Origin of the sequence: Bradyrhizobium sp. BR13661 (assembly GCF_029892425.1) — a bacterium.
Classification (GTDB): Bacteria; Pseudomonadota; Alphaproteobacteria; order Rhizobiales; family Xanthobacteraceae; genus Bradyrhizobium.
The window spans coordinates 60,250-85,296 of record NZ_JARXWB010000007.1 but is presented as its reverse complement, the minus strand read 5'-3'; the positions used below and the strand labels follow the sequence as shown (position 1 = coordinate 85,296).

Sequence of the window (25,047 nt, the reverse complement as noted above, 5' to 3'; positions counted from 1 at the left end):
CAAGGAGACCGACATGAATATCCACGCGCGTCCCACCGTGACGCCCCAGGCCGAAGAGACGCTCGAGGACTTGGCGGAGTCGCTCGCCATCCCCGATAGCACCTACGAAAAGGCCGAGGGCAGCTACAAGTCGCTCGGCAAATTTCTCAACCGAGAGAAATCCAGCATCCGCCAGTTCGATCCTCAGGTCCACGTCCAGGGATCGTTCGGTCTCGGCACCGTGATCCCGCCGGTCAGCGACGCCGAAGACTACGACGTCGATGCGGTCTGCGAATTCCGCAAGCTGACCAAGGCGCAGACGACGCAGCACGATCTCAAGACCCTGCTCGGGAACGAGATGGTCGCCTACGCCCGCGAGCGCAACATGAATAAGCCGGTCGTGCCGCACCGCCGCTGCTGGCGCCTCGAGTACGCCGACGGCGCGCAATTCCACATGGACGTCACGCCCGGCCTGCTGAACGGAGCCGAGCAGCGCATCTTGCTCAAGGCGCACGGACTGGACGACCGCTTCGCCGACACCGCGATCGCCATCACCGACATCGACCATCCCGCCTACCGGATCCTGTCCTCGGATTGGCCGCGTTCGAATCCGCGCGGCTACCTGAAATGGTTCGTTGGTCGCATGGAGGTGATCTTCGAGGAGCGGAAGCGCGAACTCGTCCGAAAGGGCATCCGCGCGGGCACGGAGGACATCCCGGTCTACGCCGTGCGTACCCCGCTGCAGTCGGCCGTCATGATCCTCAAGCGGCACCGAGACATCATGTTCGTATCGCGCTCCGACGAGCGGCCGATCTCCATCATCCTCACGACGCTCGGCGCCCACGCCTACAACGGCGAAGCCAAGATCTCGGACGCGCTGTTCTCCATGCTGAACGGCATGCAGCGCCACATCGGCCGCACCCCCGACGGCCACTTCCTGATCGCCAACCCAAGCGATCCCACCGAGAACTTCGCCGACAAGTGGCGAAAGCATCCGGAACGCGCGGCGGCATTCTTCGAGTGGCTCGAACGGGCGCGCCGCGACTTCGCTCACGCCGCCGAGCTTTCGAACAAGCAGCTCATCACCGAGACCCTCGCCAAGTCGGTGGGGTCCGGCGTCGCCGACCGCGTCAAGAAGCGGTCCGCCTCCCGCCTCGGCATGCCCACGGTGCTGACCTCCGGCCTGGTTCGCAGCGAGGCCGAGGCGCGTCGCGCGCCGCCGCGGCTCGAAGGAGACCGCCGCAATGCCTGATGCGGGCCATCCTCTCGTCGCACGCTTCGACGCGGCCGTCGCCGCGGTCGAGGCGCGCTGGGAGGAGCTCGGCTGGCGCGCTCACCACCTGAGCCGGAAGGAACTGTCCGCCTACCGAGGGCGCGGTGCCGTGAAGGGTTGGCGCTTCGGCGCCGACTTCACCGGTGGCCAGCGCCGCCTGGACGTGATCGTGATGTCCGGCTTTCCATCGACGCCTGCCCGGATCGCCATCGTCGACCGGCCGTCCTTTCTGACTTGGCCTCATGTCGAGAAAGACGGCGTCCTATGCCTCTTTCCCGACACCGCCACGATCTCGGTGGACGATCCATATGACGGCGTCGCCGCTCTGCTGCAGGCTGCGTTCACGATGGTCGAGGACGCTATCGCCGGGAGACTCGACGAAGATTTTCGCTCCGAATTCCTCACCTATTGGCACCACTCGGAACGGGGCACCGTTCGGACCGTCCTGTCGCTGCTCCAGCCGATCGGACCGTCCCGCCGCGTCCGCATCTGGGAGGGCACCCAGGAAACAGTGATCGCCGAAAATGACGACCAGCTCGCCAAATGGCTGCGGAACGCGTCCCCGAAGCTCGGCGCCTCGAAGATCGTTTCGCGCGCGGGTGCCTTCGTCTGGCTCGACCGCGTGCCCTTGCCCTCGGAATATCCATCCTGTGCCAAAGACGTCTACGCGATGGCGGCGGATGCCGGCGCGGCCGAACTGCTCGACGAACTCGCGCGCGAGGGGCTCCAGCACACGTTCGTCGTCTTCGGTGCGGCCACCGCCGACGGTCCCGCACTGGCAACCGCCGTCGTGAACCGCCCCGCCATATTGCGGGGGCGCGATCCGCTCGCTGCGGGTTTCCGAGCGTCCGCCGTGCCGGAGCACGTGGTCCGCGCCCGCCTATTCGGCGGCAGTCCGTGCGACCGCAACTCGGTCGAACGGGCCGATCCCGCGTGGATCCACGGACGCGACCGCGATGCGCGCGTACCGACGCTTCGCCAAGCGACCGTCGCGATGCTCGGCTGCGGATCTGTCGGCTCCCCCGTGGCGCACGCGCTCGCCCGCGCCGGCGTCGGGAAGCTACTCCTCATCGACAAACAGAATCTCAAGAGCGCCAACGTCGGCCGGCATACTCTCGGCGTGCGATCAATCGAAGATCCCAAGGCGCCGGCGCTGGCACGGCAGATCCGGGTACTCCTGCCCCACGTCGAAGCCGTGTCCTACGTGGCCGACGTGCAAGACCTCCTGTTGCGTGAGGACGATCCTCTTGCGTCCGTCGACCTGATCGTGTCGGCGATGGGCGACTGGCCTGCGGAATCCCTGCTCGACGCGTGGCACGCCGCTCAGGGCCGTCACGTGCCTATCGTGTACGGATGGACCGAGCCGTTCGCTGCGGCCGGCCACGCGATCGTTATCTCGGCCCCGGGCGACGGTCTGCGCGCGGGCCTCGATGCCTACGGGAGCCCCCACCTGGTGGCCGCGCGGTGGGCCGAGGATCCTCGGCGGCACGAACCGGCATGCAGCGCCGCATTCGACCCGTACGGGCCCGTCGAGCTCGGATTCGTCACGTCGATGATCGCCCAAGCCGCGCTCGACGCTCTTCTCGGCGAGATCCGCTCCGGCACACACCGGATATGGCTGGCGAGGCGCGCCGCGGTCGAGTCCGTCGGCGGCTCCTGGAGCGACGAGCTCCGCGCGGTCGCTCCGAACTCGCTCGAAGGCGCCACGATCGTAGAACGGCGCTGGGGACGGGCCGTCAGGATCCTCGCCGCGTGATCTCGTTCGACATCGGCCAATCCGAGCAGCGGATCGTGTTCGCCGAGGGCGTGCTCTCTCACTTCGACCGGCATCGGCAGACGCGCTTCTGGCACCGCGAGGCCGGAGGGCTCCTCTTCGCGCGTCTCGCGCTTCCGACCATAGACGTCTGCGCGATCACCGGCCCCCGTCGGTCCGATCGTCGCGGCCGCTGTTCGTACTGGCCCGATGAGCGGGCGGAGCAACGCGAAATCGAGACCATGTTCGGCCGAGACCTGCACTTCGTGGGTTGCTGGCACACGCACCCCGAAGACAGGGCCTCACCCTCCCACGTCGACACGCGGAACATCTCGGACTGCGTCCGGCGTTCGGAACACGCGCTGAACGGCTTCCTCATGGTGATTGTGGGGCGGGACCCGTTGCCCGACAACCTATTCGTATCGGTCTGCGACCGCATAACCGTCCACCGACTGGAGCGCAGCGGATCTGCTTAAGTTCCTGCCGCAGGCGGAATACCTGCGCTGCGTAGTGCACGAAGATCTGGAGGTTGACGTAGACCTGCTCGCGCGGGCCAACGGCAAGCCGGTCGACGTCAAGGAGCTCCTTCGGATGGAGCGCGACAGCGGCACCACCGACATCCGCAACCTCGGAGGCTGTCGCCGACCTGCTCGACGGGCCGGTGGGCCGGTTCGTGAAGGAGGATGGCGAGATCGTGGAAGGACACTGACGAGCTTCCATCGCTCCGATCTACTGCTACCATCGCCCTTCAGTCCCCAAGGTCCCAAGGAAGATCGCGCTGCGCGCCAGACGGGCGCGTGCTAAATTCCGCCCCCACGGTTTCCACGGTTCCCCAGGGATTCGATGTTTCAGGACAGCAGCAGCCTGGCCGCGATGGCCGAGGCCTTGAGCCAGTCGCCGGACTACCGCGTGCTGCGGCGCTTGGTGGCGCGGCCTCCGTTCACGCCATCTCCGGACCAGGAGACCAAGACCGCGATCATCCTGGACACCGAGACGACGGGTCTCGACGCGCAGCGGAGCGAGATCATCGAATTGGGGATGGTGAAATTCGACTACACCCCCGATGGCAACATCGTCGGCGTCAGAGACACGTTCTCGGCGTTCAACGAGCCCTGCGATCCAATCCCCGCCGAGATCACCGACTTAACCGGCATCAGCGATGAGTTGGTCGCCGGTCACCGCATCGACGACGTCGCGGTGGAAAAATTCGTAGACGACGCGGTTGTAATTATCGCGCATCACAGCCAATTCGACCGCGGGTTTGCCGAAAGATACTGGCCGGTGTTCGCACAGAAGGCATGGGCCTGCAGCGCGACCGAAGTCGAGTGGCGCAAGTACGGCTTCGAGGGCGCCAAACTGGGCTATCTGCTGCACGGCGCCGGCTACTTTCACCAGGCCCACCGCGCCGTCGACGATTGCAACGCCTTGCTCGAGATCCTATCGCTCAAGCTGCCTACCATCGACCGCCCAGCGCTCGCCCTGCTGCTGGAGAACGCGCGGAAGAGAACAGTCCGCGTATGGGCGGAGCAATCGCCGTTCGAGCTCAAGAATGTCCTCAAAACCCGCGGCTATCGATGGAGCGACGGCAGTGACGGAAGGCCCAGGAGTTGGTACGTCGACGTCTGCGAGACGGCCCTGGCAGACGAGATCGCTTTTCTCCGAGGCGAGATCTACCTGCGGGACGTCGAACCGCGGACGCAGACGCTGACCGCCTTCACGCGGTTCTCGGCGAGAGTTTGAGGACGGGATGCGCTACATCGAGATCGAACAGATCGGCAGCCCGATCCGCCGCCGTCGAGACCAGCGCGAAACGCTGATCGGGCTCAAGCTGAACAAGATCGGACGCGTTGCATGGCCGCCCGACACGCCGGCGACCCGGGGCATGATCCACAAGGTCCGGCACCTCGTGAAGATCACCCACGATCCGGCGGCGCCCAGGGTCTCGGCGGGCGCGCCGGCTCCGAACGAGGCTGCCGACATCCAGCTGCTGCGTGACCTGATCTGCGATGCCGCAGGCATCGTGCTCGAGCCCTACGACAAAGCCGCCCTCAACGCCGGCAAGACGCCCGACTTCAAGCTGATGAGAAACGGCGAGCTCGTCGGTTACTGCGAGGTCAAATCCTTGTTCGACTTCGAAGTCCTGGAGGATCCGCCCGAAGGCGAAATGGCGGTCCGCAGGAACGTCCCCTTCTATCGGAAGCTGGGGCAACGCGTCATCGGCGCCGTCCAGCAGTTGGAAGCCGGAAATCCGGAGCACGACAAACCGAACGTGATCGTGTTCGTAAGCCACACGCCGGAGATCGAGCGGCGCGATCTGATCGCGACGATCGCGGGCCTACCCGTCCAGGGCGGGCCGCCGCTCTTCATGCTGGGCAAAAAAATGCAGGGACAAGTTTGCGACGCTGCGCGCAAGATCGACATCTTTCTCTGGATCGATGCGACCGCCCGGACCTGCCAACACCTCACGTCTCCGGACGCCAAGCATCGCGCCACTGCGCTCGAAATGTTCGGGCTGGCCGGCTAGGTCAGCGCTTCCGATCGTTCACGCGGCCCCCTCGATCGAGATACTCCCTGGCTATCTTCTCGAGCAGCAGCGACGCGGTGGTCTGCTGCGCAGCGGCTGCCACCTTGATGTCCTTGATCACGTCGGCGTCCATGACGGCCAGGAATTGCTTCCGGTTCTCGGCATTCGGCGGGAGCGGCCGTCCGGTCTTCTTCTTCGCCTTGTCTTCGGTCATCTACTCGTTTCCGCCATCGCCACGCCCTAACGTCCACCACCTGTAGTGCTTCTGTCCAGAGTCACCCCCACATATCAACAAAGATATATATTTATAATAACTATGTTGCCATTCGCGGAGAGACCTGCCATTAGTGTCGAGCGTCTGGAACAAAACAAGAACCCGTATCGAGCGTCACATGTCCCGTTTTGCGTTCGCTTCTCTCACCGGGCCTGATGCCTTCGCATCCGCCAAGTGCGTTCGATCCATTCCCTCCGTCGGCGGCCTCGTCAAGGATGCGCTCATTCAGGCTACGCTCGCCGCGGAAGTTCGGGCAATCGACTACGTCGAAACGACGATCGTTTCCGGCCAGGCCGTGGCATTGGACGCGATCGTCCTCGCCCGGGCCGACGGGCGTTTCCACCTCGACGTCGTCGCCGCGCGCCCATTGCGGACGATCGAGCAGGAAGGCCTCTTCCTCATCGGACTCGAGGATCTCGGTCTGCGGTCGCTTGTGCTGACGTCGGCCCACATCATGGAGCAGCCGCGTTTCGCGACCGCGCGCGCGATCTGGCGCTGCCGCAACCATCCCGTCCCCTTCGACTTGCGCTGCCGAGTTCTCGGTCATCTCGAAGACGTCGGCCCCACGAAACTGGGGCGGCTGCTCAAGACCGTCGGAGCCGAGCCCGATGGTGGCGCGGCCATCTTCGCGCTGGCATGCGCGGACCGGCTCTGCATCGACCTGGACGAGCGCACGCTCGGGCCCGATACCATGGTCATCGCGAGGCGCCGATGATCCGGCCCAGCAACCCGGAGCCCCAGGACGACCTGCCCGCTCCGGAGGAAGCCTCCGAGGAGCGCGCGGCGATGTCTCCCTTCCGCCGTCCGTCGGCACCGCTCGCCCTGTTTCGCGCCGTATTCGAGACGACGCTCGACGCCGCGCAGCGCGCCCTCCTCGAAAACTCGGTGAATCTCGCGATCGTCTTTACCGTGCCGAGCGCGGCGTGGGTGAAACCGGCCGAGAGATTCTGCGCGTCGCTGAGCCGATCGTCGTGGTTCTGCATCGCGAGGGACGGGACCGACCGCTTTCGGCACAAATCCTCGCTCGGAAACGACGAGGTCGCGTCGGCGCTCGGCAGGGGCTGCTGCACCGTGGGGATCGCACCATCCATCGATCTCCTGCCGGCGGCGCTGCTCGCGGCTGCGGACCATTCCATCTCCATCGCCGGCTTGAACGGCAAGGCGCTGTCGCGCGCGATAGAACTCTTCACCGGCGACAGCGCAAAGCTGCCCGACGACAATGTGTGCGCCGGGCTGGATTTCGACGAGATCGCCACCGCCTTCCGCCCCGGCTCGGACGCCGAAGCGATCGTCGAGCGGCTGACTAGGGCGCGCGACCGCGGCCCCGTCGCCACGGTCGCCGCACGTCTGCCCGACCTCGAGGCCGCGCACGAACTCGGACCTCTGAGGACGTATGGTCTCGAGCTCAAACGGGATCTGGAAGCCTACCGCGCCTCGTCGCTGCCATGGACTGACGTCGGCCGCGCGTTCCTGTGCCACAGCGAGCCTGGCTGCGGGAAGACCTACGGAATCAAGCTGGTGATGGACGCGTGCTCGGTTCCGATACTGCCGATGTCGATCAGCGAACTTTTCACGAAGAGCGCCCACCTGGACGAGGTCATCCGAGGAATCCGCGAAGTCTATGCAAAGGCCGCCGCGATGAGCGCTGCGACCAGCGACGGATCGGGCGGTACTCCCCGCCCGGTCTGCGTCTTATGGGACGAGTGTGATGCCCTCCCCAATCGTGCAACCTTAGATAGAAGAGGGGCCGACTACTGGCGGCCTGTAATCACCGAGTTCATGCTCTCGGTGGATACGGCTCTCGCGGGCCCCCGTCGGACCAGCAACGGAACGGAAGGCGGTGCCATTATCCTGGCCGCCGCGACCAACTACCTCGCCGGCGTCGACGCCGCGCTGCGCCGCCCCGGCCGTTTCGAGCGCATCCTCGAACTGGGCCGACAGGATCGTGCCGGCGCCGCCAACGTTCTGCGCCACCATTTGCGCGGCTCGCTCGGTGAAGCGGACATCGAAGCCGCCGCCCGCATCGCAGAACGGCTGACCTCGGCCGAGATCGCGGGGCACGTTCAGACCGCGCGGCGCAGCGCGCGCCAGGCAAATCGGGCACTACACGTCGACGATCTGGTGGCAGCCATGCTGCCCGCCAGTCCGATGACGATGGAGAAGCTGTTCCGGATCTGCATCCATGAGAGCGGTCACGCGATCGGCAGCCTGGCCCTGGGGTACGGGACGCTGCTGTCCCTCTCCGCATCCGAACGCGGCATCTCGCTCGGGCGCACGGACATCGATCCTCCCGACGACGACCAGTTCACGCGCGCAACGATCGAAGATCACGTGACCGTGGACCTGTGCGGCCGAGCCGCCGAGCGTATCTTTCTGTCCGCGGAGGGCGTGGGATCCGGAGGCGAGCAAGGCGACGTCGCGACCGCCACCCGCTTGATCGCCGGCCTCCACGCGAGTGCCGGTCTCGGCGACAGCATCGCCTACCTCGCAAGCTGGGAAAACGCGCTGCAGGCGGTCCGGGCGGACCGCGGTATCCGCCGCGCCGTCGAGCGCGACCTCCGGCGCCTTGAGACCCGCGCGCTCGACATCATGCGCGTCAACCGACACGTCCTGCTCGAACTCGCCGAGCTGCTGATGGAGCAGCGCCACGTCGACGGCGACGAGGCGCGCGCAATCTTCGACCGGTGCGGGACCCCCGCAGATCAAATCCTCATCGCAGATTGGAGGCCGCCTCATGCTGGCAGTTACCATTGACCAGGTGCCGGACGGAGACGAGAGCCGGCGCCGTCCGCTCGCCGCCATGCGCATCGAACGGGTCTCCGGATCCCACTCGATCTGCGAGTACGAGGTGTGCTCCGTCGAGAACCGGGACGGTCTCCTCGTGACTTCGGCAAGCTGCGTGGTCGAACGTCGGAGCCTGGAGAGCGACATTTGGTCGGTCGTCGAAAACGCCTGCAGGGTCATCGTCGCCGCCGAAAAGGACGGTCCCTGAGCCGAAATTCGAATCCTTGGAGCGGCAAAATCCGTTGACGCAACGAAAGCAATTTTCAAGGACTCGTCTGTTTTAGTTAATCATTTCAGATATTTAGACTAAAATTTACGGTCGACTCTTAGCGATTCCTTCGGTATGAGCGATTTCGGAAAGTTCCATAACCTGGCACAAGAAAGGAGAAGGCAGTCGCGGGAAAGAAAAAGGGCGGGTCGCCGTTGGAAGCGCACCGCCCTCTCGATGGACCGTCAAAAACCCGAAGGCTTCGCCGAACCACCTGACGATCGGATTCTAGCCCACGGGGTCCGATAGGCAAGCGTCTTCGTCGCTCGTTTGACAGTTCCGGACAACTCGTTCGCCACCTCAACCGCCGATCCCAATTCGGCGGACGGCGGCGTGCGGCCCGACGACGGCCGAGAACATGGCAAGCGTTTTCCGTCCCAATGCCGCAAAACTAATCAAGGCGGGCTTCGCGAGATACAAGGACGTTCCTGTCCTCTTCGACCGCGCCCTGCGCTACATGCGAGATCACTCCCGCTATCTGCGGGAGCGGGCAACGCTGGCCTATCGTCCTCTCGAGGACCGCGGCGACGTGCCGTCGTTCAACACCCTGCGGAGGATCGCGTACTCGCTCGCCAACTTCGCCAAGTGGACGGATTCGCGCGGGTTGGATTGGCGCACGGTCGACTACGACGACGTGCTCCGCTATCAGCACGACCAGTTGAGCGGCGCGTGGTCGAAGAAGCGCGAAAAACTGGAGCCCGAAACCGCCAACGGTCGGACCGACGAAGTCGTCCACTTCCTCCGTTGGGCCCATCTCGAAGGGCTCCGTCCGGCGTTTGAATTCAAGACGAGGCTGCAGGAACGCCGTTTCGGAGGGAAGGTCAGGACAATCACCGTCCGCGTTCGCCGCGCGAAGGCGTCCGTCTCTCCTCCCGAACTCGGGCATCTGCCGAAGCCCGAGGAGATAAAGGCGTGGCTCACCGCGGTCAGGGTGCGTCGAGGCGAAGCGAAGCAGTTGGTCAGCCGCTTCGCTCTCGAGACCGGCGCGCGCAAGCAGGAAATCGCCCAAGTCAAGCTGTCCCACTGGCCGAGCGAAGATAAGATCGACGCCGCGATCCGCGCCGGCGACGCGTTCGTAAGCATGCGCCTGCTGGACGGCACCAAAGGCGGCAAACCTCGAAGCATCAGAGTTCCGATTGCGTTCGCCATCGTGGTGCGTGCCTGGCTGCCGAAACGCGCGACCTACGCCTATCGATACTTCAAGAGGACGGGCCGCAGGACCGACCGCCTCTTCCTTTCCGATTCAGGGGAGCACGCGGGGACGCCGCTGAGCGGCGACACGATCTGGAAGATATTCCACGAAGTAGAACCCCGCCCGGAAGGCTGGACCACCCACCACGCAAGGCACGCGCATGCCTGCTACCTAGTCCTCTACGCGCTCGAAAACGAAGCCAAAGCAGCCCGCTCCACCATCGCAGGGATGGGCATCGGCTGGATCCGCGACCGCTCGAAGCATTGGCTAGACATGATCCGGAGCCAGTTCGGCCACGTCTCGGAAAAGACGACCGAACTCTATCTCCGCTGGATCATCACCAGCACCGGCCTCTCACAGCTTGCCGCAGGGTGGCACGATTACCTGAACTCGGAGGATGCTTCGTGACCGAAATCCGCGTCATCGAGACGGACGAGTCCGACCCGCTCAGGTTCTCCATCAAGTTCGACAATGGAGAACGCCATGAAGTCGATCTGCGGGAATTCGCGGAAGGCGGCCTGCTTGAAAACCTGCCCGAAAGAAGCAGGCATGTCTGGGGCGGCGACTTCGCTGGACGGCCGCAGTTCGCACGCGAATTTGCCGAGATGGTCGAGGCCGAACAACCCCGGCTTCCGACGTTAAGCCAATGGCGCTGGGGACTGCGCGTGCTCTTCCGCTTTCTGGATGCGGACGCTGCAAAAGGGGGACGCGACGTCACGCGGCTCGATGACGTCACCGACGCTCACGGATTGGCGCTTATCGACTGGCTGGGCCCCGACCATCAGCTTGCCTACGGCCGCGCGAAGTCCGTCATCGATGCCATGTGCCTGAGGCACTCCCGTCCCAAGAAGTTCTGGCCCGCCCGGATGAAGGACGACGTCGTTCAAGAGCAGCTTCTCGGCCGCGAGGCCGCCCGCGCCTTGTACAACGCTCTCAAGTCCGAGGCCCGCGAAATCAAGGCGATGTGGCGGGAAGGCGCGGCGCTCGCAGACCTCGGCGGACCGCTGGAACGCGGAACAAACGCCGACGATCATTGGGCCGAGCCGCGCAATCGCGCGTGGCTGGTTCGTCAAGCGACGTCGGACGTGCTCCCGACGCGAGACGATCTCAAGGAACTCGGCATGTACTGGTCCCTTGTCCGCCATCCCGGCCCGGGGCCCCGATACCTCGCTCCCCTCATGGGTGAGCGCGCCGAAAAGGGATGGACGGCAGCGCTTCGCTGGCAGCACCCGGGCTACCACGACATCATCATCTTTCTTTGGCTGTTCTTGCTGACGACGGGATGGAATCTTTCGACCGCCCTTTCGATCGACGTGTCGCGTCCGGAGAGATGGTTCGAACCCCATCCCCAGAATCCCGCGTTCGCGGTGATCCATTCGTGGAAGGCTCGCAGCGAGCGCCACCAGTTCACCCTTTCGATGACCAAGCCGGAATGGCACCCGTACCAGTTACTTCTGTATGTAATAGAAAAGACAAAGGTCCTCCGGAATTCCGTCGAGGTCGACCTCGGCCGCGCCAAATCGCTGCAGTCCGAGAATCCCACCGACGAGGGGGCGGCCGAAGTCGCGCGACTAGAAGCGACCGTCCGTTCGCCTTGGCTCTTCCTGACAGCGAGACACATCGGAGAGGTGATCGCTCTGGAGCACTCGGACGCGTCGCGCTTCGGAAAGATCGCGCGCGAGGTGGCACGTCGTCACAACCTCCTGGACCGCTATCCCGAGCTCAACAATCTGACCACGTCCGACGCCAGGGACGCGTGGATCGGGTACGCCTACATCAAGAGCGGTTTTCACGTCCTCCTCACCCAGCTCGCGGCGCAGCACCAGAACCTCTCGACGCTCCGTCACTACCTGAAGTCCGTGCTCTACCGCATGCACAGCGAAGGCGAGGTGCGCAAACTCCAGGCGGCGGTCTTCGGCGAGATCGTGGAGGGGCGCATCATCGACCCGACGCGACTGCGGATCCTCATCGAACATGGCGCGATCACCGAGGAGCAGGAGCGGCGGCTCAACGACGTTCGGCAGAGGACGCGCCTCGGGATGGGTTGCCTGGATCCTACGTCCCCTCCGCGCGAGATCGCGCCGGACCACCGGCCAGGCTCACTGTGCCGCGTCCAGCGATGCACGGGATGCAGTCACGGCATGGTCTTCGCCGACAGCCTGGGGCTCCTCGCCCGCGCCTACGCCGAACTGATCCAGATCCGGCGCCAAATCCCGCTCGCTGCGTGGCTCGGTTCGTCGTTCGAGGACGAATTCTCCTCGATCGAGGCCACGCTGGAGCACTTCGACGCCGAGGAAGTCCGGCGGCACGTCGAGGCATGGACGTCGAAATTCGTCAACGGAGAGGCAAGGATCCATGACACCTACCCCAGCTACTGAATTCGTCGTTCCGCTCGCCTGGCGATCGAGAACCCTGTCCGATCTGGGAGACTTCAAATACCTCGCGGAAAAGGACTGGAACGAGCTTCAGTGGCTTGAGATCTTTCCCGGCTGTCCGCTCAACTCTCCGAAGCTCGTCATGCCCGAATGGTGGTTTCCTCCCGGGGCCACGCGGCGCGCCTCGTTCTTCACCTTGGATCCGTCGGAGGCGGGCGTGCCGGCCGAACCGGCAGCGGCTCTCATGCGCGACGAGGCCATCCGTCGCGCACTACTGGCCCTCTGGCTGCCGCTCATGATGTACCGGGGCGTCGGCCAATACAGTCCGACCACGTGGATCTCCTACTCCGGCCATCTGCTGAGGATCGCCAGATGGCAGTTCGACAACATGCCGTCGCCAGTCCCCGTCTTCGGAGATCTCACCGCTCCCATCCTTCTGACACGGATGTTTCCCGACATCGGGCGAACCGACCATTCGCGGAAGACCATCCTCCGAATCGTCGATACCCTGATCGACGCCGGCCGCCGCGGGATCATCTCGGACTGGCCCCGCATCTACGAACGGCCGCAGGAAGCCGCGGACGCGCCCACCATCGAGGAGGTCGTGCGCGGCGCCCCCGAACTGCTCAAGGCTGAGTCCGTCGAGGAAAGCAACTGGCAAAGCTTCTCCGACGAGTTCGTGTCGCGATTCATCGGTGCCGCCATATGGATCATCGATAATCTGGCGGAGCAAGCGATCGACCTTTGGTTGACGCTTCGCAATCTCCCCGCGGAACTCGAGATGTCGTCGGCGCATCCCACGGCGATCGAAGCCCGTTCGAAGGCCTTGAACGACTTCGACTGGCGCGACAGTAACGGTTCCCCGATCAAGGCCCTTCCCTTTTCACTTCACTATCAAAACGGGCCTTCCGAGGCCTGGCCGCCCCGGCACATGAAGGATTTCAACAGGGTCATCAGCCTGATCCAGGCTCTAGTGGTCTCCTTGGTGGCATTCTGCACCGCTGCCCGGCAGAGCGAGATCGCAGGCGCGAAGGACACCGAGCTTCAAACGAGCGGAGACCGCTTCCACTCGCGGACCTACAAGATGGTCGGCCAGATCGGCGGCGCTCCCCGCGACTGGCCGCTGCATCCCGTCGCGGTCCGCGCACTCGTCATCCAGCAGAAGCTTTCGCGCAGCCTCAGGCCCGCGGGCACCGACCACCTTTGGACCATGCTTTTCGGCGGAGCGAAGGTCGGTCAGCCCCTCCTGAACCTGACCGAACCTCTCGTCAGCGCGGTCGAATTCTTAGGGCTTTCCCATCTCACCGGCGCCGATCGCGCGCATCTTCACCGCTGGCGGCACACCGTGGCGCGGCTGATCGCCACCTCCATCATGAGCGCGCCTCAAGTCCTACTGGACCTGCTGGGTCACGCGAATTTCGAGATGGTGCTGACCTACATGTGCTCGGATCCGGACGTCGTCGAACGCGCCCTGAAGGTCGCTAGGGAATACACCTTCGCGGTCTCGGGTCAGGCCGTCGAGGAAACCATCGAAGGTCTCACGTCGGGTCCGGCCGCCGTCCCGCTGCAGGAGGGGTTGCTGGCCATGGCCATGCGCCGAGGCGACACCGAATTCGGCACGGCGTCGATGCACGAAACGATCGAGGTGCTGACCTTCGACGCCAGAACGTGGTCGATGGTGCGGCCCGGCGTCATCTGCACGAAAGGCGTCAACCAGTTCGGACCATGCACGCGCGGGCGCGGTGCGCCGGATCCCGCCACGTGCCGAACCAACTGCGACCATCGGCTCGAGATGGCCCGAGCCAAACGGGACTGCAACGAGGCTCTGGCCTCCCTTGCGTATGAACGGGCGCACGCGCAGTCCGCCGGGGAGAGCATGCTCGTCGCCCATCTCGACGGCATCATCGTTTCGGAGCTCGGCAGATGGGAGGACGTTCGCATCCAAATGCTGTCCGCGCACCCGGACCTGCGCACCCTCTGGGAGACGCGAGCATGAGCGCCAAGACGCCGGCCCCGAAAAGAGCGACGTCCGAGCACGGCGCTCAAGTCTCGATCGAAGGCAGGAAGGTCGCGGCCCAACGACATGCCGGCGCCCGGGACCGTATCGCCGCCGCGATGACCAGCATCGAGAAGGCCATGATCGCGAACGACGGGATCTATCCCGAAAGCCGGGACGGCAAGGTCACGCAACAGACCGTCTTGGCCGTGGCGAAGCTCAGCCCCGCCTACTTCGGAAAGACGAGCCGTTCCGGCATCGCGTCCCTGAACAGGGACGTCAAATCCTGGTTGGAGAGGATCGGCAAGGTATCCCCGGGCAACGTCGCGGCGATCCGGAGCAAGGTCACCGCGAAGGCGGTGGCCGCGCGCGCCGAGACCGACGAGGTGAAGCAGCGTTATGCCGAAGCTGAACTCGAATATGCGGCCACCCTGCTCGACCTGAAGAAGGCAACCGACAGGATCCGCGAACTGGAGAAGGAGAACCAGACCTTGCGGAAGCAGATCGGCAACGTCATCCCGATCGGTCAGGGGCGGAAGCGATGACCCGCCGCAACGTCGTCGAATCCATTCTGACGGTGCTCGATCCCTATCTCGAACGAGTCGCGAAGGACTGGGCCGCCCAACCGGACCACGATCGTTACCCCACCCTACCCCTCACTCCCGCGGGCAACGTGAACGCCAGCGCCATCGTCCGCGCACTTGGGTTGGACCAGCACGACGTCCAACACTTCCACCGCAAAGAGGAGCTCAGGAATCCGGTCAACGTGATCGCCTCGGTCCAAGGCGTCCCGGGCATCAAATCCCACTTCCAGCAGGACGAAGCCTATGCTGGAGCACGCATCATGATTGGACGCAACGCGAAGGAAATTTCGGATCTGCGCCGCAACCTGTCCGAACGCGAAGCGGTGATTTCGTCGCTGCGAGCGGAGAATGCAAGGCTGAAGGCCCGCCTCGACTTGTTCGAGCGGACTGGCGTGCTTTTCCGCGTGGGCAGGTCGGAATGACGCTCATCGTCGTCGAACGCATCGTAAGCCGGCGCGAATTCGGCTCGATCTTCGCGGGCCGCGACGAGACGGGCGCCCTCGTCCGCATCAAGGCCGGCAAGGACGCGATCATCGGCGTTCCCGAAGTCGGGGAAGTCTGGTCGGTCGAGGGCGAGACGGAGGTGACGGCTTGGGGACGTCAGATTAAGGCGACTCACGCTCTCCGGTCGCTTCCGAACGGCAGGCTGATGGTAGACTACCTCTCGGGCTCGGTGGTCGGCATCGGGCCTACGCGCGCCCTCCGGCTTTGGGAGCACTTCGCAGACCAATTGCCGGAGGCGCTCGACGTTGGCGATATCGACCTCCTCGCCTCGGTCATGGAGCCCTACCGTCCGGTTCTCGGACCGCGACTCGCTGCCGCGATGGTGGAAGCCTGGAAGAAGCAGGCTGGACTGGGTCGCCTAGTCGAGTGGCTCTCCGCCGTCGGGATCGGCGAATTGCGGCTGGCCAAGAAAATCTACTCGCTTCTCGGCGACGACGCCCCCGACAGGCTTGCCGAAAACCCTTGGTGCCTGGTCCCACTCATGTCGTGGACGCACGTCGACGAGCTCGGACTCAGACTGTCGCGCGAGGCCGGCCATCCCGCTCCGTCGCGTCTGGACAACCGCGTGGTAGGTGCCGCCGACTCGGTGATGAAGGACGTGATCGCGGAGGGGTCCACGGCGATCATGCGCTCCGACTTCCGGACCGCTCTGAGCCGGAAGCTCGGCATCCGCGAAACCGAGGCCGGACCGGCACTCGAACTCGCTGTGCATCGGCACGCCGCGATCGTCGGATGCTCCGACACGCTGCGTGCGCCGGGTTGCGCAGCCATGGAAGAGAGGGTGGTCCGCCGGTTGGACGGCATGCTTCGAGCGCCAGTACCTGCGGTCGGCCACGAAGCGGACTTAGACTCCCTCTCGCCCGAGCAGGCGAACGCGGTCCGAAAGATACTATCCACGGCGTTCGCGTGCCTCAAAGGCGGCGCGGGTGTCGGCAAGACGCACGTGACGAAGGAGGTCTGCCGGGTCTGGGCGGCCGCTGGAGGAAATCTCCTGCTCATGGCCGTCGCGGGTAAGGCGGCGCTGCGATTGTCGCGGGCCACCGGTCGTCTCGCGCGCACTCTGTTCCGCACCATCGCAGAGCTCGATGAAAGAACCCGCATCGCGGAAGATCTGGCCGGAGAACCGGAAGCCGGCGAGCGCGCCAAGCTCGAAGCCCGGCAGCAGGGGCTGGCATTCGCCGACGAGAACACACTGGCCATCGTGGACGAGTCCTCGATGCTGGATTTGGCCAGCCTCTACAAGCTGCTCGATCGACTTCCTTCCGGCTGCCGGCTGCTCATGATCGGTGACGAGTGTCAGCTCCCGCCCGTATCGTTCGGGCTCGCATTCCATCGGATCGTACGGGACGCGAACGTCACCGCCACGCTATCGACGGTCCGGCGCCAGGCGGAGGGATCCGAAATCCCCGCGGTGGCCGGGATGCTGCGACGTCGCGAGATGCCGTCGTTCAGACTTTACGACGGCAGCCGGCACGGCATTTTCCTGCTGCCGGCGGATTCCCCGACAGCCATCGCGAACAACGTCGTCGCTCTCCGCTCGGAGCTCGCCGACGCCGGCGACATCTTAGCCGTCACTCCGGTCAACGAGGGCCCCGTCGGCGTTGCGGGCCTGAACCGCCGCCTCCACGAAGCACACGTTGAGAGGACCGGCCTTCAGGAACTCAGGGGACCTTTGGGCGAAATGTTTTCCGCGGGAGAGCCGCTGCTCTACCGGAAGAACGACTATCAAAGGGCATTGTGGAACGGCTCGACCGGTATCGTGCGCCGGATCGATCGACAGCGGCGGCAGTTGACAGGCATGTTCGAAGGCGAGGAGCACCTGTTTGAAACTGACGACATGGTTGACTTGTCGCTGGGCTACGCCCTCACCTGCCATAGATCGCAAGGCAGCGAAGCTACGAACGTCATCGTCGCTCTGCCCGTATCCAGACTTCTCGATCCTAGCTGGCTCTATACGGCGGTCACCCGCGCCCGTTCTCTCGCCATCCTGGTCGGCCGTCCGGAGACCATCGAGCAGGCCCTGAGCCGCCCCTACGCCGACCAGAGACGTCTCGTCGGCCTCAGATGGCCGCTTGTCGTCTGACGAAGGCCGCCAACTTCACTCATCTGATCCCCGGTGTCGCCGTCGCGGCGATGCCGACCGCACCGACGCACGCAGTCCGCAAGGGCGTAGAGCGCTTGCGCGTCCCTTGCGGACGAGTACGGCTGTGCGAGAGGTCTGAGCCCGACGAGCGATCCGGGGATCTTGATCTGATCCCTGGCGAGCCCGAGCATTCAGATGATGTCTTATGCCGACTGACGTCTTACGGCATAACGTGGTGGCATATGCCGTATGGCAACGCACTCTACATACACACTAAAATGTCGATGCCAGTAATATAACATCGAAAGCACGACGGGGTGTTCGTGAGGGGTTTGTTCTCGCGACTGCAGCGAGCTCGGTTTGTTCAAGTCTAGGAAAAGGGCGGCCAAATGGCCGCCCTTTTTTCTATTTCCCACTTTTCCAAATCAACCGACTATGACAACTTTAGAGTGCGCGGCCAATTAGGACAAAATCTCCGATGCCGAGCGTGACCGAATCCCTGATCACATCGTCTTATTGAGAACGAAATGAAATTTGCACAAGGAATACCCGGATTTTTGGCACAGCCTAAGAGAGCCGCGAAAGGCAAAATCTATCGGGGACGGTTTGCTTGCCAGAACCTTCAATGGACCGGATCTCAAGCCGACCTGATGGGGACTTTCACTATTACCGCGGAAGAGCTGGCCGATGCAGCAGCAAATGATCTGTTATGGACTGATCAAGACGTCCAGCGCGGAATTCAGCCCGGCGTCGATCCACCCCCTCCGCGCGAATTGAGCTTAGCCGAAGGCTATCCAGATCCGAAGCGATATGTTTTCCAGACAGAAAACGCAGACAACATCGCTGAGAAGCTGCTCCACGGAGAAAAACTCTTTCTCAATCCACTCGTCTGGAATCTTCGCCCCTCTCATTTCCAAGTTTATTGGGATCACCGTGAAGACTCATTGTTCATCTACTCAGGTAGAGTCTATCTGCCGGACTCGCATCATCGCCAGCAAGCGATCATCAAAGCGGTCAACGTTTGGCGGGCATCCCCCAAAGAGTATCCTCGATTTTCCGGGGGACGCGAATTCAAAATCGAACTCTATTTCTTGAGTCGAGAAGATGAAGGGAATTACTTCTTTGACAAGAACCAGCGCCCAAAGCCAACCGCCAAATCCAAAGCATACGATCTGACAACACTCGACGATCTATCCCTTCTTGCCAAGAAGGTGATCGACGATACTCCTGCGCTGCAGGATAACGTCAATCGAGTCACAGATCGCCTCACTGCAAAGAACCCGCAGGTAGTGACCCTCTCAACATTGCGGGAGATGATGAAGTCGTTTGCTCCAAACGAAGAATTGGACCCGTCCGAGCTAGATGGCCTCGCGGCCATCGCTTCAGAGTTCTATTCACTGCTCGCCAACGTAAGACCCGAACTAGGAAAGCTCGATCGTCCTCAACGCCGCCAAACTAGGGATACTTCGCTCTCGGACGCGGCGGTAATGATGCAAGGCTACGCATCCGTCATGAAGGAATACAGCGACGATCTCGCGAAATATGGAACTGAGAGAGGACGCAACCTATGGAAGAAAAAGCTAACTCGGCTTTCTGCAAACAATAAGTACTCCTATGGCACTTGGTCTGGAGACCTGTTCGCCAAGCGGAATCCGCTTTGGCGGGACATTGGCATCGTAAAGCGCGGAAAGGACGAATCGAAACTTACTGTGCTGAACACTGGAGCGGCAAGATCCCAATGTGGTCGGATCTTACGTCAATTGTTAGCTGTCGAGCCTACGCCTAAGGACCTTAAGTTCCTGCGGAGCTCTTGAGACCATGCCAGCCAATCGCGAATCTCTGCTTGCGGGGCGAAATCAACAGCCCCTTGATCTTAAGGAAGTTAGAAGAGCCCTGTCAGCATTCATCGGCTTTGAGCCGAAGGCGCCAGTACGCCATGAACCAGGTGCCCGGACAAGATTTCGCGTGGAGCTCGGCGAGGGCGAAGAAGAAGTCGTTGAGATCGTTTTCGGATCCGACATATATCCAGGGCCTGGAATTGCCGATCCCAACTCATCGCTAAGCATGGAAGCAGCGGCAGCACACGAGCTAACGCATTGGAGACGATGGACGGACAAAACTGAACTAGTTGAAGACGATCTACTTGAGATAGACGAAGCCCTCACAAGTCTGGAAGCTGCAATTCGATACGGCGAAAAGCTTTCACCGCACGATATACGGCAACTAATTGCCGACGCTATCCAGCGTCTACAAATCTACAGCGGAAAGAAGCAAGCGGTGCGTTAGTTCTGAGCATCGAGTTACGAAGTTGCAGTGACAGTGCACTTAATTGCGCCGTTTAGCGCCCCAGCACTCCGCTGAATCGAGTCCCCCCTACCGCGGCGAGAGGATTGCTTCCGCCCAATCTGAAAGACACTAGCGGCGCGGACGACCGGTTCTGAATGGAAAGACGCCGGTCACGGGCAGGAACTTGCCTTGCCCGGCATTTCAGGCTGAGGCATTGTCTGGCATCAATAACATGCCGCTAGGACGGCTGACCGGGAGTTCGACAATGGGCGCGTTTTTCACCAAGACCATCCGCCAGGTGTTGCTCATTGCGGCTTTCGCGGTCGCCTGCGCTGTCTCGACGCCAAGCTTTGCTTGGACGGCCGCAACCAAGGATGCGTGCGTTGGCGACGCGTTCCGTCTCTGCAGTTCGTCAATTGGAAATGACAAGGCGACTGAGGCATGCATGAACAAGCAAAGCGCCAGCCTCAGCGCCGGTTGCAAAACGGCCGTGGAAAAAGAACGTGCCGCCCAGAAGACGATCCCCGCCGCAGCAAAATAACTGGAATTGTAGTCCAGCTCTCAGGATGGGTTGAGCCCTTCCCTACTCCCTCGCCTTCCGAACCGCCTCCTCCAGCTTCCTCCGCTGCTTGTCCCAACGCGCCTCTTCCGCCCCGGCACGTTCATCCAGCGCGGCACGCTCCGCTTCGATCTCGTCCGCGCGCGCCTCGTGATCTCGCCTGGCTTTATCCAGCGCCGCCTGGGCGGCCGCGACCGCCTTGTCCCGACGTGCGCGCGCCTTGGCGCGGGCGGCCTCTTCCTTGCGGCGTGCGTTCTCGCGTCGCGCCTCTTCCCTCTCGAAGGCCGCGGCGGCCGCGCGCGTTTGCCGATCGTCGATCTCGGGCTTCGCCGCACGCCGCGTCGCACGTTTGGCCGGACGCGTCTTTGACTTGAGCGTTGACTTGGGCTTGGGCCTGGATCGCGATCTGGATGCCGGCTTGCCCTCGTCATCAGCGAGATCGGTCGGCAATTTGGCGTGCTCGGTGAACGGGCCGTCCGATCCGACCGGGCGCCGCAGCACGATTCCGGGTGCTGCCATGGTCGCGGCGATGATATCGGGGTCGTCGGTCTCCTTCGCGATGCCCTGATGGAACAGGTTGGACCGGGCGCCCCAGGCGTCCAGCGCCGCCTTCATCGAGGGAGCGGCGACCGCCTGGTCGTAGAAGCCGAGCGAGGTCTGATAGGTCTTCAGCTTTCTTGATGGGCTTCTTGGCATGTCGCCTCGCTGGTTACGAACTTGTGGCCGAAATTGCCTTTGCGGTCGAGCCCTTCCCCCGTAAACTCAGGACACCGCCGGCATGGTTCCGGCTGGCCCGGTAGAAGCGGAGTGAAGTTATGCCCAAACCGGAAAGCTTCCCGATCGAGAAGATTTTCGTTCCCACAAAGCAGAGGAAGGCCATCAAGCCGGAGACCGTCGCGGAGATCGCGGAAAGCATTCTTGATATCGGACAACAGGCGCCCATTTCCGTTTGGCGCGACGGAGACCGGCTCGTTCTGGTCGAGGGACTGCATCGGTTAGAGGCCTGCAAGGCGCTCGGCGAGGCGACCATTCTCGGCGTGCTTGTTACGGCCGAGCTTGCTCACCACAAGCCGCAGCTCGCCGAACGACCCGAAGTCGAGGCGGAGCGCATCAAGATGGCGCGATTGAAACAGCTGCGCCTCGAGAAGGAAGCCGCAGAGGCATCGACTTCTGCCTTGAAGGGCGTCAGGCAGACGGAATCGCCGCGCAGCCGTCCGGCGCTAGGCGTCCGCGACAATCCGAAGGCATCGCCCACCCGGACTGCGAAATCGCCCGCGAAATCATTGTCGGCCTGGATCACGCAGCAAAAGGGCAGCGGCGGCCGCTATTGATGGCGGCTCCGGAATGACGATGACGGCGCACTGATCCTGATCCTCATCCGGGCGACATTCTCTGCGCGCCCCTACGCCCGCAGCCGATACCCGTCCGGATCCTTCCCGCGCAGCCGCCGCCAGATCACCTGAAAATTCACCTTGTTGATGACCACGATGAACACTTTTCGCAGGTGGCCCGGCGGACAGGTGATGGGGCGCACCGCGTGCCAGGAATGCTCGGTCCGCTTGAACATGAAACTCTGGTTGCCGAGGATGGTTGACATCGCCACCTGCGGCATGTCGTCGAAGCCGGGCGCGCTGTGCGCGGGCCGCGTGCCGCCGTCGTCCAGCACCACGGTCTGGCCGCCCCAGGCGGGATCCCAATCCTCCGGCGTATTGAGATAGAAGATGTGCGATCCGATCTTGCGGCGTGCATCGGTGTGCGGCGACACCGAGCCGCCGCTCGCGGCGAAGTGCCAGTGCATCGACAGCACGAAACGCTCATTGGGTCCGAGCCCGTACATGCAGCGCAGGAACGTCGCATAGTCCGGCCCGTTCAGCTCGGCGATGAAATCGCGCCACGGCGGCGACAGCCTGTCGTCGAGGACAGGGTTATATTGCAACGCGTAGCGGTCGTGGCTCTGCTGGCCGTAACCGCGGGACTGGCCGAACTCCTGCTCGAACAAATCGAGCGCCGGCAGCTCCGCGCACAGGCGGCGAAAGCCCTCCTCGCGCACGACGCCCTGCATGCCGGCCCATGGATAGGGATGGCGCCCGAGGAAAGCGGAGGCCTCGCCGGCAATGGCGGCCATGCGTTCGGTATCGAGATAGCTCATGAGATCTGCCCGCAGATGATGCCTGCGGAGACGCTCGCCCGTCGGGCGACGCACTGTCATTGATCCCGGTCAACCCGCGATCTGCGCTTTAGCGCCCTCAAGGGGCGCTACGAACGGTCGCTACCACCAATACGGCCAGCGCCAGCCTTCATAGCGAACGTACGACGGCACGAATGGCGGGCCGTAAGGATCGACCTTGTCGTCTTCAGGCCGATAGCGATAGCGCGGAACGACGTTGTAATCCCACGGCGTCGGCCTCAGCACGGGCGCCGTCACGATAAGCCGCTCTTGCGGGACGACGACGGCCTTTCGCGTTCGGGCTTCGGCACCTGATCCGCCAAGCAGCGTCAGGGTCGCTCCAAGCGCACAGGCGACAGTCATGATCTTCATGCGTTGGCCTCCTTTACCGGAAGAGTGCTGAAGGATCCGAAGCAAGGCAAGTCAATTTGCGCTTGATTGACCCCCTCGCATGGACCGCGATCCGGCGGTCATTCTTGCCGCGAGTGTGTTCCCGCCGCTACATATCCCGGCGACAGCCTGTAGTACTTACGAACCATGGTTCGTCGATTTGATTGGGGATGGCCGTGAAGAAGACCCTGTGCCTCGCCGCGGCCGTTGCTGTTCTCGGCCTCTCCAGTGCCCAGGCGGCCGATCTCGCCGCCCACCCCTATCTCAAGGCTCCCCCGCCCGCCGCGGTCTACGACTGGACCGGGTTCTATGTCGGCGGCAATCTTGGCTACGGCTGGGGTGAGAACACCAATCCGAGCCTCAATCTGGTCAATCCCGGAAACGTCGGCAACATCACGGGATTTCTCATCACCGGCCTTCCCGGCGCCACCACCAACGGAAATCAGTTCCCGAACCTCAATCCGAACGGCGTGTTCGGGGGACTTCAGTTCGGCTACGATAAGCAGTTTGGCCACTGGGTGCTCGGCGCCGTCACCGATATCCAGGCGGCGGATTTTCACGCCAGCCGCACGATCACGACATCGGCCATCGCCACCGGCGCCAATGCCGATGAAAGCCTCTCAGCGCGGATCAACTGGTTCGGAACGCTCCGCGGCAAGGCCGGCTACGCCGTGAATGACTGGCTGATCTACGGCACCGGCGGCCTGGCCTATGGCCGCACCTCGAGCAGCATCGGCTTCAGCTGTACGCCCGGCGGCGTCGCCTGCTTCGGCATCAATTTCCTCGGCAACAGGGCCGAGACCCGGGTGGGCTGGAGCGCGGGCGCAGGCGTCTCGAAGGCTTTCGGAAACTGGAACGTTGGCATCGAATACCTGCATGTCGATCTTGGGCGCTCATCGGTCACGGCGGTCGACCAGCTCGGGTTCGCGGTCTTGAGCACGACGAACCTCACGGAGAGCCAGCGCTTCGCCATCGACTCCGTCCGTCTGACGGTCAACTACAAGTTCGGCAGCACGCCCGTTATCGCGAAGTACTGAACTCGTCATTGCGAGCGCAATGACGTTGGCGGTGCAGTTTGCCCACCATCTACAGTGTGCTCGTGACGGTGGGCGCGCTGACGTTTTGCCCACCCTGCGAGACTTTCGCTTCGGCTAAGCTGCGTGCTGGCCGGCAGCTTGCGGCGGGTTGATATCCCCAAGGCACACATCGCCCTGATGGATCGCCAGGATATTGATGCCGAGCGTCATCAACTGGTAGCCATTCTCCACCAGCCATTGCTCGAGCTGCTGCAGATCGGTCTTGATCTTCTCGATCAGCAGGATCGGCCGATACGACCTGATCGTCTGCTGCGCGCCGGCGAGCGCCTCCATCTCCATGCCCTCGATGTCGATCTTGATGAAATCGACCCGCGGCAAATTGAGCTCGTCCAGCGTCATCTTGCGCACGAGGACCGTGTTGTTGGTGTAGTCGATCTGCTGGCCGATGAATTCGTTGCACGGGCGCGGCCGCAGTTCCAGGCTGCCGAAGCTCGACGGCGTAAAATAGTCCGGATTCGGAATTTGCAGCGTGCCTTGCTCGGACGATACCGCCGCGTGCACGGCCAGCGCATTGAAGCAGTTGTTGATGGCGATGTTGCCGGCGAGCGCATAGTAGATGCGTTCCTGCGCCTCGATCGCGATCACCGAGCCCCAGCCGGTCATGGCGGAGGCCCATTCGATCGTGTGCACGCCGATATTGGCGCCGCAGTCGATCGCGATCACGCCGTCGCCATGGTGCTTGCGTCGCAGCGCCAGCAGTTCGAGCGCGATCTTGACCTCGCCGGGATCGAAGGCGGCCGTGTTGAGGATCTGATAGCCCACACCGTAACCGCGATCAGGGCCGACCATGCGATAGTCAAACCGGTTGACGATCATCGTGCCATGGTTGGACGAGGCCATCACAAAGGCCAGCTTTTGTCCCGCGATCGGCATGGTGGAATCTCCTTGAGCCCAAAGCAGATTCCAGCATCGCTGGGAGTGCTTATGCGAGGCTTGCCCCGCGGCGCCGCGTACGGCGA

The 25,047-nt window shown here is 63.3% G+C and carries 23 protein-coding genes and 1 pseudogene; 19 read left to right on the top strand and 5 right to left on the bottom strand.

The annotated features are described in order from the left end of the window. Positions 1 to 13: 13 nt before the first annotated feature. The 5 genes and pseudogenes from M2427_RS13895 to rpmD all read left to right on the top strand — a co-directional run. Positions 14 to 1,231 carry a nucleotidyltransferase gene (locus tag M2427_RS13895; RefSeq protein WP_280706906.1) on the top strand — a complete coding sequence of 406 codons (1,218 nt, stop codon included), beginning with the start codon at positions 14 to 16 and terminating at the stop codon, positions 1,229 to 1,231. Further along, positions 1,224 to 3,008: a ThiF family adenylyltransferase gene (locus M2427_RS13890; RefSeq protein ID WP_280706905.1), complete on the top strand. Its 1,785-nt coding sequence runs from the start codon at positions 1,224 to 1,226 to the stop codon at positions 3,006 to 3,008. Before M2427_RS13895 ends, M2427_RS13890 begins: the two co-directional genes overlap by 8 nt. Then, positions 3,005 to 3,481: a Mov34/MPN/PAD-1 family protein gene (locus tag M2427_RS13885; protein WP_280706903.1), complete on the top strand. Its 477-nt coding sequence runs from the start codon at positions 3,005 to 3,007 to the stop codon at positions 3,479 to 3,481. The genes M2427_RS13890 and M2427_RS13885 overlap by 4 nt, the downstream gene beginning before the upstream one ends. A gap of 367 nt (positions 3,482 to 3,848) precedes the next feature. Beyond that, positions 3,849 to 4,745, top strand: coding sequence for a 3'-5' exonuclease (locus M2427_RS13880; RefSeq protein WP_280706902.1), 897 nt, complete (start codon positions 3,849 to 3,851; stop codon positions 4,743 to 4,745). A gap of 7 nt (positions 4,746 to 4,752) precedes the next feature. Then, a pseudogene (gene rpmD / locus M2427_RS13875) lies at positions 4,753 to 4,920 on the top strand (50S ribosomal protein L30); the annotation flags it as partial. Positions 4,921 to 5,530: 610 nt separating this feature from the next. Here the strand turns inward: rpmD and M2427_RS13870 are convergent. After that, positions 5,531 to 5,743, bottom strand: a complete 213-nt coding sequence (locus M2427_RS13870; protein WP_280706901.1) for a hypothetical protein — start codon at positions 5,741 to 5,743, stop codon at positions 5,531 to 5,533. A gap of 133 nt (positions 5,744 to 5,876) precedes the next feature. Between M2427_RS13870 and M2427_RS13865 the strand changes: the two genes are divergently transcribed. The 12 genes from M2427_RS13865 to M2427_RS13810 all read left to right on the top strand — a co-directional run bounded on the left by M2427_RS13865 (position 5,877) and on the right by M2427_RS13810 (position 20,416). Then, positions 5,877 to 6,518 (top strand): hypothetical protein, encoded by a 642-nt coding sequence (locus tag M2427_RS13865; RefSeq protein WP_280706900.1) that lies wholly within the window; start codon positions 5,877 to 5,879, stop codon positions 6,516 to 6,518. Continuing rightward, on the top strand, positions 6,515 to 8,557 hold the full coding sequence (locus M2427_RS13860; RefSeq protein WP_280706899.1) for an AAA family ATPase: 2,043 nt from the start codon (positions 6,515 to 6,517) through the stop codon (positions 8,555 to 8,557). The genes M2427_RS13865 and M2427_RS13860 overlap by 4 nt, the downstream gene beginning before the upstream one ends. Further along, positions 8,538 to 8,795, top strand: a complete 258-nt coding sequence (locus tag M2427_RS13855) for a hypothetical protein (protein ID WP_280706898.1) — start codon at positions 8,538 to 8,540, stop codon at positions 8,793 to 8,795. Before M2427_RS13860 ends, M2427_RS13855 begins: the two co-directional genes overlap by 20 nt. 418 nt (positions 8,796 to 9,213) lie before the next feature. Further along, the gene (locus M2427_RS13850) at positions 9,214 to 10,455 is read left to right on the top strand and encodes a tyrosine-type recombinase/integrase (RefSeq protein ID WP_280706896.1); all 1,242 of its coding nucleotides are present in this window, start codon (positions 9,214 to 9,216) and stop codon (positions 10,453 to 10,455) included. After that, positions 10,452 to 12,425, top strand: coding sequence for a hypothetical protein (locus M2427_RS13845; protein ID WP_280706895.1), 1,974 nt, complete (start codon positions 10,452 to 10,454; stop codon positions 12,423 to 12,425). The genes M2427_RS13850 and M2427_RS13845 overlap by 4 nt, the downstream gene beginning before the upstream one ends. Next, positions 12,403 to 14,418: an integrase gene (locus tag M2427_RS13840; RefSeq protein ID WP_280706894.1), complete on the top strand. Its 2,016-nt coding sequence runs from the start codon at positions 12,403 to 12,405 to the stop codon at positions 14,416 to 14,418. Before M2427_RS13845 ends, M2427_RS13840 begins: the two co-directional genes overlap by 23 nt. Next, a complete protein-coding gene (locus M2427_RS13835; RefSeq protein ID WP_280706893.1) occupies positions 14,415 to 14,963 on the top strand; it encodes a hypothetical protein in 549 nt (182 codons plus the stop codon). The genes M2427_RS13840 and M2427_RS13835 overlap by 4 nt, the downstream gene beginning before the upstream one ends. Then, entirely contained in the window at positions 14,960 to 15,424 is a 465-nt protein-coding gene (locus M2427_RS13830) for a hypothetical protein (RefSeq protein ID WP_280706892.1), read from the top strand. Before M2427_RS13835 ends, M2427_RS13830 begins: the two co-directional genes overlap by 4 nt. Continuing rightward, positions 15,421 to 17,589, top strand: a complete 2,169-nt coding sequence (locus tag M2427_RS13825; protein ID WP_280706891.1) for an ATP-dependent RecD-like DNA helicase — start codon at positions 15,421 to 15,423, stop codon at positions 17,587 to 17,589. Before M2427_RS13830 ends, M2427_RS13825 begins: the two co-directional genes overlap by 4 nt. 527 nt (positions 17,590 to 18,116) lie before the next feature. After that, positions 18,117 to 19,403 carry a DNA sulfur modification protein DndB gene (locus M2427_RS13820; protein WP_280706890.1) on the top strand — a complete coding sequence of 429 codons (1,287 nt, stop codon included), beginning with the start codon at positions 18,117 to 18,119 and terminating at the stop codon, positions 19,401 to 19,403. 4 nt (positions 19,404 to 19,407) lie between these two features. Then, on the top strand, positions 19,408 to 19,875 hold the full coding sequence (locus M2427_RS13815) for a hypothetical protein (RefSeq protein ID WP_280706889.1): 468 nt from the start codon (positions 19,408 to 19,410) through the stop codon (positions 19,873 to 19,875). Between the two features lie 265 nt (positions 19,876 to 20,140). Next, on the top strand, positions 20,141 to 20,416 hold the full coding sequence (locus tag M2427_RS13810; protein ID WP_280706888.1) for a hypothetical protein: 276 nt from the start codon (positions 20,141 to 20,143) through the stop codon (positions 20,414 to 20,416). A 42-nt stretch (positions 20,417 to 20,458) separates the two neighbouring features. Here the strand turns inward: M2427_RS13810 and M2427_RS13805 are convergent, their stop codons facing one another. Then, the gene (locus M2427_RS13805; protein WP_280706887.1) at positions 20,459 to 21,130 is read right to left on the bottom strand and encodes a cell envelope biogenesis protein TolA; all 672 of its coding nucleotides are present in this window, start codon (positions 21,128 to 21,130) and stop codon (positions 20,459 to 20,461) included. A 119-nt stretch (positions 21,131 to 21,249) separates the two neighbouring features. Between M2427_RS13805 and M2427_RS13800 the strand changes: the two genes are divergently transcribed. Further along, a complete protein-coding gene (locus M2427_RS13800) occupies positions 21,250 to 21,765 on the top strand; it encodes a ParB N-terminal domain-containing protein (protein ID WP_280706886.1) in 516 nt (171 codons plus the stop codon). 71 nt (positions 21,766 to 21,836) lie between these two features. On the opposite strand, the gene M2427_RS13795 is transcribed toward M2427_RS13800, so the two are convergent. Both M2427_RS13795 and M2427_RS13790 read right to left on the bottom strand, forming a co-directional pair. After that, positions 21,837 to 22,583: a 2OG-Fe(II) oxygenase gene (locus tag M2427_RS13795; protein ID WP_280706885.1), complete on the bottom strand. Its 747-nt coding sequence runs from the start codon at positions 22,581 to 22,583 to the stop codon at positions 21,837 to 21,839. A gap of 120 nt (positions 22,584 to 22,703) precedes the next feature. Then, the gene (locus M2427_RS13790) at positions 22,704 to 22,973 is read right to left on the bottom strand and encodes a hypothetical protein (protein ID WP_280706884.1); all 270 of its coding nucleotides are present in this window, start codon (positions 22,971 to 22,973) and stop codon (positions 22,704 to 22,706) included. Positions 22,974 to 23,167: 194 nt separating this feature from the next. On the opposite strand from M2427_RS13790, the gene M2427_RS13785 reads away from it, so the two are divergent. Next, positions 23,168 to 24,028, top strand: coding sequence for an outer membrane beta-barrel protein (locus tag M2427_RS13785; protein WP_280706883.1), 861 nt, complete (start codon positions 23,168 to 23,170; stop codon positions 24,026 to 24,028). Positions 24,029 to 24,142: 114 nt separating this feature from the next. Here M2427_RS13785 and M2427_RS13780 read toward each other — a convergent pair whose 3' ends face one another. Continuing rightward, positions 24,143 to 24,961 (bottom strand): FkbM family methyltransferase, encoded by an 819-nt coding sequence (locus M2427_RS13780; protein WP_280706882.1) that lies wholly within the window; start codon positions 24,959 to 24,961, stop codon positions 24,143 to 24,145. Between the last annotated feature and the right edge of the window lie 86 nt (positions 24,962 to 25,047).

Bases quoted from the DNA above. Each gene is read 5' to 3' on its own strand.
- M2427_RS13780 (WP_280706882.1), bottom strand. From the start codon at position 24,961: ATGCCGATCGCGGGACAAAAGCTGGCCTTTGTGATGGCCTCGTCCAAC.
- M2427_RS13840 (WP_280706894.1), top strand. From the start codon at position 12,403: ATGACACCTACCCCAGCTACTGAATTCGTCGTTCCGCTCGCCTGGCGA.
- M2427_RS13835 (WP_280706893.1), top strand. From the start codon at position 14,415: ATGAGCGCCAAGACGCCGGCCCCGAAAAGAGCGACGTCCGAGCACGGC.
- M2427_RS13830 (WP_280706892.1), top strand. From the start codon at position 14,960: ATGACCCGCCGCAACGTCGTCGAATCCATTCTGACGGTGCTCGATCCC.
- M2427_RS13880 (WP_280706902.1), top strand. From the start codon at position 3,849: ATGTTTCAGGACAGCAGCAGCCTGGCCGCGATGGCCGAGGCCTTGAGC.
- M2427_RS13805 (WP_280706887.1), bottom strand. From the start codon at position 21,130: ATGCCAAGAAGCCCATCAAGAAAGCTGAAGACCTATCAGACCTCGCTC.
- M2427_RS13870 (WP_280706901.1), bottom strand. From the start codon at position 5,743: ATGACCGAAGACAAGGCGAAGAAGAAGACCGGACGGCCGCTCCCGCCG.
- M2427_RS13890 (WP_280706905.1), top strand. From the start codon at position 1,224: ATGCCTGATGCGGGCCATCCTCTCGTCGCACGCTTCGACGCGGCCGTC.
- M2427_RS13815 (WP_280706889.1), top strand. From the start codon at position 19,408: ATGCCAGCCAATCGCGAATCTCTGCTTGCGGGGCGAAATCAACAGCCC.
- M2427_RS13850 (WP_280706896.1), top strand. From the start codon at position 9,214: ATGGCAAGCGTTTTCCGTCCCAATGCCGCAAAACTAATCAAGGCGGGC.
- M2427_RS13895 (WP_280706906.1), top strand. From the start codon at position 14: ATGAATATCCACGCGCGTCCCACCGTGACGCCCCAGGCCGAAGAGACG.
- M2427_RS13810 (WP_280706888.1), top strand. From the start codon at position 20,141: ATGGGCGCGTTTTTCACCAAGACCATCCGCCAGGTGTTGCTCATTGCG.
- M2427_RS13795 (WP_280706885.1), bottom strand. From the start codon at position 22,583: ATGAGCTATCTCGATACCGAACGCATGGCCGCCATTGCCGGCGAGGCC.
- M2427_RS13820 (WP_280706890.1), top strand. From the start codon at position 18,117: ATGAAATTTGCACAAGGAATACCCGGATTTTTGGCACAGCCTAAGAGA.
- M2427_RS13855 (WP_280706898.1), top strand. From the start codon at position 8,538: ATGCTGGCAGTTACCATTGACCAGGTGCCGGACGGAGACGAGAGCCGG.
- M2427_RS13825 (WP_280706891.1), top strand. From the start codon at position 15,421: ATGACGCTCATCGTCGTCGAACGCATCGTAAGCCGGCGCGAATTCGGC.
- M2427_RS13860 (WP_280706899.1), top strand. From the start codon at position 6,515: ATGATCCGGCCCAGCAACCCGGAGCCCCAGGACGACCTGCCCGCTCCG.
- M2427_RS13790 (WP_280706884.1), bottom strand. From the start codon at position 22,973: ATGAAGATCATGACTGTCGCCTGTGCGCTTGGAGCGACCCTGACGCTG.
- M2427_RS13800 (WP_280706886.1), top strand. From the start codon at position 21,250: ATGCCCAAACCGGAAAGCTTCCCGATCGAGAAGATTTTCGTTCCCACA.